The sequence below is a fragment of the Chryseobacterium takakiae genome, from assembly GCF_900129385.1.
Lineage (GTDB): Bacteria > Bacteroidota > Bacteroidia > Flavobacteriales > Weeksellaceae > Chryseobacterium > Chryseobacterium takakiae.
In genome coordinates, this window is sequence record NZ_FQVO01000003.1 from 327,295 (window position 1) to 343,241 (window position 15,947).

The window sequence follows — 15,947 nt, forward strand, 5'->3', positions numbered from 1 at the left end:
CTATGGACAAAATAAATTAAACAACCTAAACAAACCTTCAAGGTTTAAAGCAAAAAATGGAAAACGAAAATTTTGAAACCTTTGCCATCAGAACCCAGACGGAAAGAACTCAGTTTGATGAGCATTCAACACCTTTATATTTAACATCCAGCTTTATTTTTCAGGATGCAGAAGATATGCGGGCAAGTTTTGCAGAAGAAAAACAGAAAAATCTGTACAGCCGTTTTTCAAACCCGAATGTAACAGAATTTACAGAGAAAATAGCCAAAATGGAGGGTGCCGAAGCAGGCTATGCATTCGCAACAGGAATGGCGGCCATATATTCAACCTTTGCCAGCTTATTAAATGCAGGAGATCACATCGTAAGCTGTCAGTCGGTTTTTGGTTCTACACATACTTTGTTTACAAAATATTTCCCGAAATGGAATATCGAAACAACGTATTTCAAAGCAGAAGATGCTGGAAATATTGAAAAATACATTCAGCCGAATACAAAAATTTTATATCTGGAAACACCTACCAATCCCGCGATTGAGGTGTTGGATTTAGAATTTTTCGGGAAAATTGCGAAGAAACACAATTTAATTTTTATTGTGGATAACTGTTTCGCAACACCTTATTTGCAGCAGCCGATACAATATGGAGCCGATATCGTGGTGCATTCCGCAACCAAATTAATTGACGGGCAGGGCCGGGTTTTAGGAGGAGTCGCTGTCGGAAGAGAAGACCTGATCCGTGAAATCTATCTGTTCGCCAGAAATACAGGTCCGGCAATGTCGCCTTTCAACGCCTGGGTGTTGTCTAAAAGTTTAGAAACGTTGGCGATTCGTGTAGAAAAACACTGTGAAAATGCCTTAAAAGTTGCAGGATTTCTGGAAAGTCATCCCAATGTGGAACTGGTAAAATATCCTTTCTTAAAATCTCACCCCAGCTACGAAATTGCCAAAAAACAGATGAAACTGGGCGGAAATATTGTAGCCTTCGAAATCAAGGGCGGAATTGAAGGCGGAAGAAACTTTTTAGACAACATAAAAATGTGCTCACTTTCCGCAAACTTAGGTGATACCAGAACCATTGTAACACATCCCGCGTCCACCACGCACTCCAAATTATCAGACGAAGAAAGAAATGAAGTTGGAATTACAGCCGGTTTGGTGCGTTGCTCCGTTGGTCTGGAAAATATCGATGATATTATTGCAGATTTAAAGCAGGCATTGGGTTAACAACGAACCTGAAAGGTTCAACAATAATAACCGTAGGTGAAACCTATGGATAAAATATCAATCACGAATTAATTCATCGATGAAAAATAAATAAAATGAAAAATTCAGAACAATTATACAAAGCATTGTCCGAAAGAATTTTAATTCTGGACGGAGCTATGGGAACCATGCTTCAGCGATACAAGTTTGAAGAAGAAGACTACCGTGGCGAACGTTTTAAAAACTGGCAACATCCCGTGAAAGGAAACAATGATCTGCTTTCCCTTACACAACCTCATGCAATAGAGGAAGTCCACAGCAAATACCTGGAAGCAGGAGCGGATATTATCGAAACCAATACATTTTCGGGAACAACGATTGCCATGGCAGATTATCATATGGAAGATCTGGTATATGAATTAAATTACGAATCTGCAAAAATCGCCAGAAAAGTATGTGACGAATTCACCGCTAAAAACCCTGATAAACCAAGATTCGTTGCTGGTTCCATCGGTCCCACAAACAGAACGGCTAGCTTAAGCCCGGATGTGAATGATCCCGGATACAGAGCCATTACGTTTGAAGAATTGAGAATTGCCTACAAACAGCAGTGCGAAGCTTTATTAGACGGAGGTTCAGATATTTTACTGGTAGAAACCATTTTTGATACCCTCAACGCAAAGGCGGCTCTGTTTGCTATTGATGAAATTCAGGATGAAAGAGAAATCAGAATTCCGATTATGGTTTCAGGAACCATTACTGATGCTTCGGGAAGAACGCTGAGCGGACAAACTGCGGAAGCTTTTTTAATCTCTGTTTCGCATCTGAACTTACTAAGCATAGGTTTCAATTGTGCTTTGGGAGCCAATCAGTTGACGCCATACCTCGAAACATTGGCACACAATTCAGAATTTTATGTGTCTGCTTACCCGAATGCGGGTTTACCAAATGCTTTCGGAAAATATGATGAAACACCGGAAGATATGGCGGCACAGATCAAAGAGTATGTGGAAAAAGGACTGATCAACATCATTGGAGGATGCTGTGGAACAACACCGGATCATATCAAAGCGATTGCTGATCTGGTTTCAGAATATCCACCAAGGAAATTGAAGGAATTTGTCTGATTTAATAGAATTTTTTAATTGAATAGGAAGAAAAGGAATGCTTTTTAATATTATCTTTAAGTATCACACAAAATTTAAATATAATGGAAAAACCTATTTACTTAAAAGATTCAGAGGATGCAAAACTATTTAATGAATTAAGAAAAAAAGTGAACCAGAGGGTGGAATCAATTCCGGAAAACAGAGATATTTATATCCAAATCAAAGCCGTTATATTGCCTTTATTGTATATCGGATTGTATGTTTTTGCATTATTTAATGCAGAAAACGCCGGATTATATATTCTAAGTTTTGTTTTGATGGGGTTATCACTTGTTTTAATTTATCTTAATTTGATTCACGAGGCGGCACATAATAATATTTTTAAAAGTAAAAAGCTTAACAACCTGGTATTGCAGATTTTTGATTTTGTAGGAGCCAATTCCTACATCTGGAAAAAAAGACATATTGCAAGCCATCATGCCTACCCTAATGTTGAAGGTTGGGATACGGATATTGAACAAAGCGGTCTTTTATTAATTGTTCCATGGATTAAAGCCAAAGGAATTCAGAAATATCAGCATAGGTTTTTCTTTCTGGTGTATCCTTTATATTTATTCAACTGGATGTTTATCAGAGACTTTAGGGATTTTTTTGATAATGACCGTGTAATCCTGAAAACGCAGGGAGCAATTCCGGTAAAAGAAAAAGTAAAGATGATTGCTTATAAACTGTTTTATTTTTTCTATCAGATTGCAGTTCCGGTTTTGTTTTTTAAGGTTTCAATAGGCCTTGCATTGGGAGCCTGGTTTTTACAGGTCATTGCAGCGAGTATTTTTGCACTTTTTGTATTGCTTCCATTGCACCCGCTACCTGATAACGCTTTCCCAAAACTGGATGAAAAAAACGGATTGCCTTTCAGCTGGCTGCACCATCAGTTTGAAGTTACTAATGATTTACAGGAAAATAACTGGTTTGTAAGAAACGTGCTGGGGAATTTCAATTTTCATGTTGCCCACCATCTTTTTCCAAATTACAGTTATGCTTATTATAATGAAATTACGGAAGAAATTGAGCAGTTTGCGAGAGATCACGGATTAGCCTATAAAAGATTTCCGATGGCAACCGCTTTAGAAAAACATGTTGATTTGCTGAAGCAGAATGCAAACAACGCCTATTTTATTTTAGAAGAATAAATTAATGAAATATTTAAGATTATCGGGGCTTGAGCCTTTGATCATAACACCGGAAAGTAATTTTATCAATGTTGGTGAAAGAACCAATGTTGCCGGATCTAAGAAATTTTTAAGATTAATAAAAGAAGAAAAATTCGGGGAAGCACTGGATATTGCCCGTCACCAGGTTGAAGGCGGCGCGCAGATTCTCGACGTTAATTTTGACGATGGATTGATCGACGGAAAGGCTTCCATGATTAAATTTTTAAACCTGATTGCCTCAGAACCCGACATTGCAAGAATTCCTTTAATGATCGACTCTTCGAAGTGGGAGATTCTGGAAGCCGGACTTCAGGTGGCACAGGGAAAATGTGTAGTCAATTCAATCAGTCTCAAAGGAGGTGAAGAAGAATTTATCAGGCAGGCAAAGGCAATCAAGAGATACGGTGCGGCTGTTATTGTGATGGCATTTGATGAGGTGGGACAGGCCGATACTTACGAACGCAGAATTGAAATTTCAAAGCGTTCTTACGATATTTTGGTGAATCGTTTAAATTTTCCTGCAGAAGATATCATCTTTGATTTAAATATATTCCCGGTTGCTACAGGGATGGATGAGCATCGAAGAAATGCCATCGATTTCATTGAAGCAACAAGATGGGTTCGCCAGAATCTTCCGTATGCATCGGTAAGCGGAGGGGTTTCGAACGTTTCTTTTTCATTCCGTGGAAATGATACGGTGAGGGAAGCGATGCATTCTGTTTTCTTATATCATGCAATCCAGGCAGGAATGAATATGGGAATCGTGAATCCCGCGATGCTGGAAGTCTATGATGAAATTAATAAAGAGCTTCTTGAGTTGGTGGAAGATGTTATTCTCGATAAAAGGGAAGATGCTACCGAAAGACTTTTAGATTATTCCGAAAAGAATAAATCAGTCAAAAAAGAAAAAGCTGAGGATTTGGAATGGAGAAATTATCCGTTGCAGGAAAGAATTACACACGCTTTGGTAAAAGGAATCGACCGTTTCATTGAAGAAGATGTTGAAGAAGCAAGATTACAGGCAGAAAAGCCGCTCCATGTCATTGAAATTAATTTAATGACCGGAATGGGCGTTGTTGGAGATTTGTTCGGAAGCGGAAAAATGTTTTTGCCACAGGTAGTAAAATCAGCGAGGGTCATGAAAAAAGCGGTGGCGTATATTGAACCATTTATTAAAGGCCCCCTTTCCCCCGAAGGGGAGAAAATCTCTAAAAATGATCCGCGAAATAATGAAAATAAAAAATATGACTGGCAAACCGCAAACCCGGTCTTATATAAAGATTTGAAAATACGTGCGAGAGAGTTGAGAGATCAAATGACGGAAGCAGAAACCTTACTTTGGAATATTGTAAGTGGTAAAAAATTTGAAGGCTATAAATTCAGAAGACAGCATATCATTGACCAGTATATAGTAGATTTTGTCTGTTTGAAGGCTAATTTGGTTATAGAAGTTGACGGGAAATTTCATGATGAGGAAGCACAAAAAGAAAAGGACGCATCAAGAACTGAAATTTTGCAGTCGTATGGCTTTAAAGTTATTCGGTTTACGAATGAGGATGTTTTAACAAATCTTGATTCCGTATTACATACAATTTCTGAAGAACTTCAAAAAAGTAAAAATAATAGTATTAGCGATTCTTCTCCCTCTGGGAGAGAGAGGGCGGGAAAAATTCTGATGGCAACGGTAAAAGGTGATGTTCATGACATCGGTAAAAATATTGTGAGTGTCGTTTTGGGTTGTAACAATTATGAGATTGTTGATCTCGGAGTGATGGTTCCTGCTGAAAAAATTATCCAGACCGCTATTGAAGAAAAAGTAGATGTGATCGGATTAAGCGGACTGATCACTCCAAGCCTGGATGAAATGGTTTATATCGCGCAGGAATTGGAAAGACAAAATTTAAATTTTCCTTTGTTAATAGGTGGTGCAACAACTTCAAAAGCGCATACCGCTGTAAAAATTGATTTGAAATATAAAAATGCGGTAGTTCATGTGAACGATGCTTCAAGAGCGGTAAATGTAGTAAGTTCGTTATTGGGAGACCGAAACAAGGAATATGTTGATGATCTGAAATCTGAATACTCTGAATTCCGTGAAAAGTTCCTGAACCGGCAGGTGGAAAAAGACTATGTTTCCATTGAAGAAGCCAGAGAAAATAAGTTTAAAATCGACTGGAAAAACGAAGAAATTTTCACACCCAATCAATTAGGAATTACCGTTGTTGAAAATCAGGATTTAAAGGAATTATTGCCCTTTATCGACTGGTCGCCGTTTTTCAGGAGCTGGGATCTTCATGGGAAATATCCTCAGATTTTAGAAGACGAGGTGGTTGGAACGCAGGCTAAAGAATTATTCAAAGATGCCCAGGTTATTCTAAAAAGGATTTTGGATGAAAAGCTCTTAACAGCAAAAGCAATCTTCGGTATTTTTAAAGCCAATTCCAACGAAACGGATGATATTCTTGTCTTTGACGAAAATAATCAGCAGAAAGCAACATTCATTACTTTAAGACAACAGGCGCAGCGTTCTAAAGGAAAAGACTATCTGGCTTTAAGCGACTTTATTGCACCTGAAAGTTCAGGCAAAACTGATTATATCGGAGCGTTCTGTGTAACAACAGGTTTCGGAACAGATGAGCTGGCGCAGGAATATGAAAAAGCGAATGACGATTATAACGCCATCATGGTAAAAGCTTTAGCAGACCGTTTCGCAGAAGCCTATGCCGAATTTTTGCATAAAAAAGTCAGAACCGAATATTGGGGCTACGCCAATCAGGAAAATTTAACCAATGAAGAATTGATTGCTGAAAAATATAAAGGTATCCGTCCGGCTCCCGGTTATCCTGCCTGTCCGGATCACTTGGAAAAACATACAATTTGGGACTTGCTGAAAGTGGAAGAAAATATCGGGGTTTACCTGACGGAAAGTTTAGCCATGTTCCCGACTGCTTCGGTTTCCGGATATTACTTCGGAAGCCCTCACACCAAATATTTTGGATTGGGAAAAATCGCAGAAGATCAACTGAAAGATTATTCGGTAAGGAAAGGAATTTCTTTGCAGGAAGCGAGAAAATGGCTGAATCCTAATTTGGCAGACGGAATTTAATTAAAATAATGAAAGACGATTTCGACTTTATTGCTTATTTGAAATACCAAACATATGACGAAGGAGGAAGAATGACCCCTGTTCAATCCGGTTATAGGCCTCAAGTAAGGTTTGATTTTGAAAAATCAACATCATCCGGAAGACAAGTTTTCATTAATAAAGAATGCGTTTTCCCTGGTGAAGAAGTCGAAGCTGAAATAACACTAATGTCTCCACACCTTTTTAAAAATAAATTATATGAAGGAGTAAAATTTGAATTCCTTGAAGGGGCAAAAATTATTGGAGTTGGAGAAATTTTAAAAATTAAAAACGAAACTTTAAAAAACAACATTTTAAGCTAAATGAAAATCACCGACCATATAAAAAACGCAAACGGAAAAACCTTATTTTCGCTCGAAGTCGTTCCGCCTCAAAAAGGCATCGGGATCGAAGACCTCTACAAAAATATTGATCCTTTAATGGAATTCAAACCGCCTTTCATCGATGTGACTACCTCAAGAGAAGAATATATTTATATTGATAAAGGAAACGGCTTGATGGAGCGTCGAATTACCAGGATGCGCCCCGGAACATTGGGAATCTGTGCCGCTATTCAGCATAAATACAATGTAGACACCGTTCCGCATCTGCTTTGCGGAGGTTTTACCAAAGAAGAGACAGAATATCTTCTAGTAGACTGTATGTATCTTGGAATTGATAACGTGATGGCGTTGAGAGGCGATGCGATGAAAGGGCATCAGTACTTTGAGCCAACTATAGGTGGTCATACGAGCGCGATGGATCTCGTGCACCAAATCAACAATCTGGGGAGAGGAAAATATCTTCACAATGAAGACCAGGAGTGCGACGAGCACAATAAATTCTGTGTCGGCGTTGCAGGTTATCCCGAAAAGCATATTGAAGCGCCTTCCATGAATTACGATTTAAAATGGCTGAAACAAAAAGTAGATGCCGGAGCGGATTATATCGTCACGCAGATGTTTTTTGACAATAAAAAATTCATAGAATTTGTAAACAAGGCCCGGGAAATGGATATTAATGTTCCTATTATTCCGGGAATCAAACCAATTGCAACCAAGAAGCATTTGAAACTTCTTCCGCAGGTTTTCAAAATCGATCTTCCGGAGGAGCTTATTAATGAAGTTGAAAACGCAAAAAATAACGAAGCTGTAAAACAGATCGGGATAGAATGGGCAATCACTCAATGCAGAGAATTGTTGGATTTCGGCGTTCCGGTACTGCATTTTTACTCCATGGGGAAAAGTGATAATATTAAGAAAGTAGCGGGAGAGCTATTCTAATAAACTGAAAATAAATATTTGATTAGAGTTCTGCATTTTTGCAGAACTCTTTTGATTTGATTTGGCTTCGGCGGCGAAGCCGCCGAAACCAAATCAAATTATAAAATAGGATGCCTTTCAAATTCCTGATTCCGGTCAAATAAATACCGGTAGGTAGCCAGTTTTCTTGTCACCGTGGTGTCAAGATTTTCCGCAATTTTAATCATTTTAGGATTGAAATCCCCAATCCACTGCATTTCCGTGACTGTAAAATCAGTATGTTTTCTTAAATGCTGTGTCCCTTCCCAGATCATATAGCCTTCAATCCCTTTCCTCTGCCATTCCGGAACCACCCCGAAAACAAGACCTACCATTTTTTCATTTTTCTTAAATCTTTTTACCCATAAGAATTTAAGTTTTTGAAAAAAGCCAAATTTTCCGTTCATATATTTAAACCATTGATTCAGATCGGGAATATTCATCCACATGGCTATGGGCTTTTCATTTTCGTAAACAAACCATGAAATATGCTCATTAATAATGGGTTTCATGGTTTTAAACATTTTCAGTACCTTAGATTCTTCCATGCATTTTCCTTCACCATGAGCCGCCCAGGCTTTATTGTAAATTTCCGTAAAATCTTTTGCGAATTTTTTCAGGGCATTCTTTTTCATGGGTTGAGCCGAAATGTCAGGATTTCGTTGATGCTTTGCATGCATAACCATAAAAACGCGTGAAACCTCCGCAAAAATAGGTCTTGAAAAACAGAGCTGCTCAAAATAGGTTTTGAATCCGTAATTTTCGAAAAGCGCTTTATAATAAGGAAAATTATAATTCATTCCATAAAGAGGTTGCTCAAAGCCATCCGTTAAGACACCCCAGAATTTATCGCGTTCTCCAAAATTGATGGATCCGTCCATGGCTTCCATACCTCTTTTTTGGAGCCATTCTTTGCAATAATCAAAAATGAAATTGGCTGTTTCCTGATCGTTAATGCAATCAAAGAACCCTATTCCGCCGGTCGGTTGCTGCTGTTCGTAAAAATTGTTGACAAAAACGGCAACTCTTCCTACGGTGTCATTTTCTTTGTTTTTAAACAAAAACCGGGCGCATTCTCCGTTTTTAAAGAATCTGTTTTTTTCAGGATTAAAGATATCATTAATATCCTTATCTAAAGGTCTGATATAATTGGGATCTTGTTGATAAAGTTTTGACGGAAATTCTAAAAATTCCCTTTTCCGGGCTTTGCTTTGTACTTCTTCAGCAATAATCATAGCGTAATGTGATGTTGGCGGCGAAAGATAATGTTTTTCGGCTAAATTAAATATGATGAACAGATTTTATCCGTATTTTTGTGCAAATTAAATAAAAATGGTTGATTTTACGGATAACGACGATGATATTTTCACTGGAAAAGAACATACGCCGATCAGGAAAGATGCTTTTGATAAATCACCGGAAGAGAAGATAGAAAAAATTACAGCGCTTTTCGGAGAAATCATGGAAACACTCGGACTTGATATGACGGATGATTCTTTGAAAGATTCCCCGCGAAGGGTTGCCAAAATGTATGTTAACGAAATTTTTGGCGGACTTCTTCCTGAAAATAAACCGGGAATTTCTACTTTTTCAAACAAATATAAATACCGCCAGATGTTGGTGGAAAAAGATATTACCGTATATTCATTCTGTGAACATCACTTTTTGCCGATTATCGGAAGAGCGCACGTTGCTTATATTTCCAATGGCGAAGTAATCGGTCTTTCAAAAATCAACAGGATCGTGGATTATTATGCAAAAAGGCCGCAGGTTCAGGAAAGGCTCACCATGCAGGTTGTAGATGCATTAAAAGAAGCTTTGGGTACAAAAGATGTAGCCTGTATTATTGATGCAAAACATCTTTGTGTAAATTGCAGGGGCATAAAAGATACCGCAAGCTCTACCATTACCGCAGAATTAAGTGGTATTTTTAGAACCAATCCTATTACACGACAGGAATTCCTTCATTATGTAGGAAGCCATGCAAAATTGGATTAAATGAAATGTAAACAATGATAAAATTTAAAAAAGTTTCTGATAAAATTTTTATTGCAACAATTATTTGTTGTTAAAGCTAGTTATGAAATTTTGAATTTTAAATCTTAAACTTTAATTAAATTATGCAACTAAAAATATACAACTCGCTTACCGGCGAAAAAGAAATATTTAAACCCATTTTAGAAGGAAATGTCGGGATGTACGTCTGTGGGCCGACGGTTTATAGCAATGTCCATCTTGGAAATGTAAGAACTTTCCTTTCTTTTGACTTCATTTACCGTAGCCTTACACATCTGGGGTACAAAGTCAGATATGTTAGAAATATCACAGATGCAGGCCACCTTACCGACGACGGCGATGTTAACAACGACAGATTTGTAAAGCAGACTCGGCTGGAAAAGCTGGAACCGATGGAAATCGTGCAGAAATACACGGTAGATTTTCATAAAGTTTTGGAAATGTTCAATTTACTGCCTCCTAATATTGAACCCACCGCAACAGGTCATATCGTGGAGCAGATCGAACTTACACAGAAACTAATAGAAAGAGGATTCGCGTACGAAAGCAACGGCTCCGTCTATTTCGATGTGTTGGAATACAACAGGAGAGGACTGAATTATGGTGAATTATCAAAAAGAAATATTGAAGAACTTTTTGCCAATACCCGTGATCTGGACGGGCAGGGAGAAAAGAAAAATCCCCAGGATTTTGCTCTTTGGAAAAAAGCTTCGCCTGCGCACATCATGAGATGGAATTCTCCCTGGGGAGAAGGTTTCCCGGGATGGCATCTGGAATGTACGGCAATGAGCACCAAATATTTAGGCGAAACTTTCGACATTCACGGAGGCGGAATGGATTTGAAATTTCCTCACCACGAGTGTGAAATCGCACAGGGAAAAGCCTGCAATGATGCGGCTCCGGTAAACTACTGGATGCATGCCAATATGCTGACCATGAACTCTCAGCGTATGAGTAAATCCACAGGGAATTATATTCTGCCAATGCAGCTGGTAACCGGTGAAAATGATTTTTTTGAAAAGCCTTTCCATCCGTCGATTGTACGTTTCTGCTTCCTGCAGGCTCATTACAGAAGTGTTCTTGATATTTCCAATGATGCGATGCTGGCCAGTGAAAAAGGCTTTATCAGGTTAATGGAAGCCATGAAAGTTTTACAATCCGTTACTCCGAACGACGAAAAACAATCCGGTTTTAATCTTGAAGAGTGGAAAAATAAAGCCTACGATGCATTAAACGATGATTTTAATTCACCGGTTCTTATCGCTCATTTGTTTGAAGCGGTAAAATATATTTTTGCTTTAAATGATGGAAAAGAAACAATTTCAACGAAAGACTTGGAAGATTTAAAATCTACTTTAAATGCTTTAATATTTGATGTCTTGGGACTTCAGGCGATTGAAGAAAATAACAATGAGAAACTGGATCAGACGCTGAAGGTTTTGATTGAATTAAGAAATCAGGCTAGAAAATCAAAAAATTTTGAACTTTCAGACCAGATCCGTGACAGGCTTCTTGCGGAAGGTATCGAGCTGAAAGACGGAAGAGACGGAACAACGTACGTTTTGAATTAAAGTTTAAAGTTTTACCTTACATATATTTCTCGCAGACTTGCGGATTTAGCAGATGATTCAAAATCTGCACAATCTGTAAAATCTGCGGGATTTTTTTTATGTTAATTCATTCTGAATAAAATGAAATTTTACGAACGAAATTGGCCTGCATACTGAAGAAACATTCATGTAATATCTGAATTCTGTTTTAATAACGAAGAGCAGAATACATTTCCTAATGATTCAAAATTAATTTAAAACTTTATTTTCAATCTAAATTTTTTTTAAATCAATTCAAAAAATGTGTAACTTAGTCATAATAAAATGATTAAAAATTTAAAATTATAAACTATGAAAAAACATCTATTCCCTTTATTCTTGCTATTTATCGGTATTAATGCATCTGCACAGCAGGATTTTTTTGCGCTTGTCGGCAAAGACTCACCGAATATTATCTTTAATGATTTCCGTGCTGTTGATGCAAACAAAGGAACTTCAGGAGAAACAATTTTTACGGACACTTCTTCTGCAAAAGTTTTTTCACAAACCAGAAACGGTGCGGTTACGGAAGATAAGAATACCTATAACAATGCCCAGGCTGTGAATATGGCGACTCTGGCTTATGATGCTTCCAACAATAATCTGGTTTATATGCCAATGTTTTCCTCCAATATTTATGTTTTAAATGCAAAATCCCGCGAAATAACATTGATTGAGAATAACGTGGCAAGAGTAACAGCCTGCGATATCAATTCTCATTTTACAAGAATGGCAACAGGTTATGATGGAAGTATTTATGCAATCAACAATGTCGGTACGCAGTTTATTAAAATAAGCAAATCGGGAAATCAATATTCGGTAACTGATCTTGGTATTATTACGGATGATTCTGCCAATGGCAAAAGTTCTTTCACAATCATGGAAACCGGTTTTGGTGGTGATATGATTGCTGATGCAGAAGGTAATTTTTATGTTTTTTCTGCGTCAGGAAATGTATTTAAAGTCTTGACGAAAGAACTGAAAGCCAGATTTGTTGGTAAAATTGCCGGAATTCCTGATAATTATTCGGTAAATGGCTCTGCGGTCAATTCAAAAGGAAATGTTGTTATTGCCAGTGCAAAAGGTGGCTCATTATACGAAGTTGACCTGAATACGCTGCAGGCTAAACAGCTTCCGGGCGAGCAGAATCTTCATATTTACGATCTTGCAAGTAAGTATTTTGCGAATGACAAAGCAATTTCAGCAAATGCTTTCGCAAACATTGATCTATATCCTACAAGAGTAAATGAAAAATTAATCAACATTACGATTAATGACAAATCGGTAAAAGGAGCTGTAAAACTGAATGTTTTCGACCTTTCCGGCAAGAATGTTTTCGTGCAGTCTTTATCTGTAAAAGACGGATTTTTGAGACAGCAGGTTGACCTCGGAAATCTTGTTAGCGGAGCCTATCTCGTAAATATTAGCGATGAATCCGGAAAAGTACTGCTCAATAAGAAAATCGTGGTGACAGAATAATCATCATCTTTACAATATGTCAAACCTTTTCAAAATATTTGAGAAGGTTTTTTTAATGAATATTTGATATTCAATAAGTTTTATTTTTCGATATTATAATGTATTTTTATAAAAAAATGTAAATGAAGATATACTTTAATGTAGGTTACAGTACGAAAGTCGGAGAAAGGCTTCAGCTGATTATCAGCGAAGAAAATGCTGTCTCGCAGACGCATCCTATGTTTTATGAAGAAAACGGACAGTGGAAATGTGAAGTGGATTACTTTTCAAAATCTATTTCTTATCAATATCAGGTGATAGATGAAAAAGGAAATATGCTGCGTGAAGAGTTTGTTCCACACCGTCTGAATTTTCCCCATAATTATAAAGAATTTGTCATTTTCGATCAGTGGAACAATAAGAATTTCCCTGAAAATTATCTTAATAATAAAATACTTTATAATAAGCTGAATACATTTAAACCCGGAAAAATATCGGTTTTAAAAAGACATACTCATTTATTCAGAATTGAAGTGCCCATCTATAATCCCGACTGGATCATTGTGCTGTTTGGAAGCACAGCCTCTTTAGGGAATTGGGACTATAATAAAGCAATTCATTTATCTCAGACGGATTTTGGGATCTGGGAAACTTCAGTTGAAATTCCTGAAAATGAATTTATTCAGTACAAATACTGTCTTTACGATAAGGCTGCCGGAAAAGTTTTTGATGTTGAAGCAGGCGAAAACCGCTTTGCACTTCCCAATCAATCCAAAGATGTTTTGCATGTTGTTTCGGATCATTACTTTAAATTCAAGCTTTATCAGATGTATCACGATGCAGGGGTTGCTGTTCCTATCTTTTCTTTGAGAACGGATGACGGCTTTGGCGTAGGAGAATTTTCAGATCTTAAAAAACTGGCAGACTGGGCAAAAGAAACCAATCTGGGAATTATTCAGATTCTTCCGATCAACGATACTACCGCAAATTATACCTGGACAGATTCTTATCCGTACGCGGCGGTTTCCGTCTATGCTCTTCATCCGCAGTATATTTCTCTGGAACAACTGGATTTTCCTTTGCCTGAACATCTTTTTGCTGAATATGAAGCTGAAAAATCAGGTTTGAATGCGCTTGATTTAATCGACTATGAGAAAATGATCTCAGGAAAATGGAAATACCTGAGAGCGGTTTTTGATGCTGATAAAGAGAAAATTTATAAAGACAGGAACTTTAAAAAATTTATTAAAGACAATGAATCCTGGCTGATTCCTTACGCTGCGTTCTGTGTTTTAAGAGATAAATATAAAACCCCGAATTTCAACGAGTGGAAAACGCATAAAAAGTATATAGCCGGAAAAATTGCACCTTTTTTTAGCGCAAAAAGTAAGGATTATGATGCTTCCATGCTTCATGCATGGGTGCAGTATCAGTTACACAGGCAATTGAAAGAGGCAATTGACTATACGCATAGACTTGGTGTTTCTGTAAAAGGAGATCTGCCAATCGGGATTTATAGATATTCAGTAGAAGCCTGGACGGAGCCTGAATTATTCGGAATGGATTTCCAGGCAGGAGCACCGCCGGATCAGTTTACAGAGCTGGGCCAGAACTGGGAGTTTCCAACCTATAACTGGGAAGCTATGAAAGCGGATGACTACAAATGGTGGAAAAACAGATTCAAAGCATTGGAGCAGTATTTTGATGCGATGAGGATTGATCATATTTTAGGATTTTTCAGAATCTGGAGAATGCCTATTTCTGCTACACAGGGAATTTTAGGATATTTTTATCCGGCGGTTCCCGTTACGCTCGAAGAATTCGGCAGATGGCATATTCCTTTTAATTTCGACAGGTATTGTAAACCTTATATCAACGATGAAATTCTTTGGAATTACTTTGGGGAAGAAAATGGGAAAGCGCTTGAGTTTATCAACAATAATTACGATGGTACTTATTCCTTTAAAGAAGAATTCAATACCCAAAGAAAATTGTCGGATTTCTTCAAAAAAAATCCTCGCGGATCAATTGAAAATCAGCTTATATCGCTTTGCGCCAATGTTTTATTTTTAATCGAAGAAAGGAACGGGCAGGTTGTTTATCATCCAAGATTTAATGTCTACAAAACAGAATCATACAAATACCTTTCAGATTGGGAAAAGAAAGCAATCTACGATCTGTACCACGATTACTTCTTCAAAAGGCAGGATCATCTTTGGTATGAAAAAGCCATGGAAAAATTACCTGTAATATTGAATGCAACCAAGATGCTTATTTGCGGTGAAGATCTGGGGCTTGTTCCGGATTGTGTTCCGGTAGTGATGGATGAACTGGCAATTGTTGCTTTGAAGGTCCAGAGAATGCCCTCCGATAACATTCCTTTCTATAATCCTAAAAATGCAGGGTATCTGAATGTGGTAACCGCATCTTCTCACGACAGTTCCACATTAAGGCAATGGTGGAAAGAAAATTCTGCACTTACTCAGCAGTATTTTAATCTTCAGCTGATCCAGTACGGACAGGCACCGGAAAATCTTGATCCTTATCTTGCTGAAATTATTATGAAGCAACATCTTTACAACGATGCAATGCTGGCGATTTTCCCGATACAGGAATTTCTGGCAACCGATCAGCGATTGGCTAATATTGAAATGGATAACGAAAGAATTAACAATCCTGCCGTTTTTCCACATTACTGGAGATACCGTATGCACCTTAAACTGGAAGACTTAAAGCATGAAGCTGACTTTAATAAAAAGATAGCGTATTGGATCAAAGATAGTGGAAGGTTGTAAATTTAACAATTGATTATCAATTTATTAATGTATAATTAAAAGAAGTTTTATCGAAAGATTTAACTTCTTTTTTCTATTTATATCAAAAAGATAGAATCAAGAATTCTACTATATTATTAACCAATTAACGGCTTTAAAA

Annotated in this window: 11 protein-coding genes; 10 read left to right on the forward strand and 1 reads right to left on the reverse strand. The window is 37.5% G+C overall.

The features are described from left to right. Nucleotides 1-56: 56 nt before the first annotated feature. The 6 genes from BUA76_RS06555 (at nucleotide 57) to metF (ending at nucleotide 7,932) form a co-directional block, all read left to right on the forward strand. The gene (locus BUA76_RS06555) at nucleotides 57-1,223 is read left to right on the forward strand and encodes an O-succinylhomoserine sulfhydrylase (protein WP_072883978.1); all 1,167 of its coding nucleotides are present in this window, start codon (nucleotides 57-59) and stop codon (nucleotides 1,221-1,223) included. Between the two features lie 95 nt (nucleotides 1,224-1,318). Beyond that, complete coding sequence (locus BUA76_RS06560; RefSeq protein ID WP_072883979.1) at nucleotides 1,319-2,329, forward strand: homocysteine S-methyltransferase family protein; 1,011 nt, start codon at nucleotides 1,319-1,321, stop codon at nucleotides 2,327-2,329. Between the two features lie 83 nt (nucleotides 2,330-2,412). Then, nucleotides 2,413-3,504, forward strand: a complete 1,092-nt coding sequence (locus BUA76_RS06565; protein ID WP_072883980.1) for a fatty acid desaturase family protein — start codon at nucleotides 2,413-2,415, stop codon at nucleotides 3,502-3,504. Between the two features lie 4 nt (nucleotides 3,505-3,508). Continuing rightward, nucleotides 3,509-6,631, forward strand: coding sequence for a vitamin B12 dependent-methionine synthase activation domain-containing protein (locus BUA76_RS06570; protein ID WP_072883981.1), 3,123 nt, complete (start codon nucleotides 3,509-3,511; stop codon nucleotides 6,629-6,631). Between the two features lie 8 nt (nucleotides 6,632-6,639). Next, nucleotides 6,640-6,972: an EF-Tu C-terminal domain-related protein gene (locus BUA76_RS06575; protein WP_072883982.1), complete on the forward strand. Its 333-nt coding sequence runs from the start codon at nucleotides 6,640-6,642 to the stop codon at nucleotides 6,970-6,972. Further along, the gene (gene metF, locus BUA76_RS06580) at nucleotides 6,973-7,932 is read left to right on the forward strand and encodes a methylenetetrahydrofolate reductase [NAD(P)H] (protein WP_072883983.1); all 960 of its coding nucleotides are present in this window, start codon (nucleotides 6,973-6,975) and stop codon (nucleotides 7,930-7,932) included. Between the two features lie 98 nt (nucleotides 7,933-8,030). Here the strand turns inward: metF and BUA76_RS06585 are convergent, their stop codons facing one another. Then, nucleotides 8,031-9,185, reverse strand: a complete 1,155-nt coding sequence (locus BUA76_RS06585) for a hypothetical protein (protein WP_072883984.1) — start codon at nucleotides 9,183-9,185, stop codon at nucleotides 8,031-8,033. A gap of 97 nt (nucleotides 9,186-9,282) precedes the next feature. Between BUA76_RS06585 and folE the strand changes: the two genes are divergently transcribed. The 4 genes from folE (at nucleotide 9,283) to BUA76_RS06605 (ending at nucleotide 15,808) form a co-directional block, all read left to right on the forward strand. After that, nucleotides 9,283-9,948, forward strand: a complete 666-nt coding sequence (gene folE / locus BUA76_RS06590) for a GTP cyclohydrolase I FolE (RefSeq protein ID WP_072883985.1) — start codon at nucleotides 9,283-9,285, stop codon at nucleotides 9,946-9,948. A 122-nt stretch (nucleotides 9,949-10,070) separates the two neighbouring features. Beyond that, entirely contained in the window at nucleotides 10,071-11,537 is a 1,467-nt protein-coding gene (gene cysS, locus BUA76_RS06595) for a cysteine--tRNA ligase (RefSeq protein ID WP_072883986.1), read from the forward strand. 330 nt (nucleotides 11,538-11,867) lie between these two features. Beyond that, on the forward strand, nucleotides 11,868-13,034 hold the full coding sequence (locus tag BUA76_RS06600; RefSeq protein WP_072883987.1) for a T9SS type A sorting domain-containing protein: 1,167 nt from the start codon (nucleotides 11,868-11,870) through the stop codon (nucleotides 13,032-13,034). Nucleotides 13,035-13,156: 122 nt separating this feature from the next. Continuing rightward, nucleotides 13,157-15,808, forward strand: a complete 2,652-nt coding sequence (locus BUA76_RS06605) for a 4-alpha-glucanotransferase (protein ID WP_072883988.1) — start codon at nucleotides 13,157-13,159, stop codon at nucleotides 15,806-15,808. The last annotated feature ends 139 nt before the right edge of the window (nucleotides 15,809-15,947 follow it).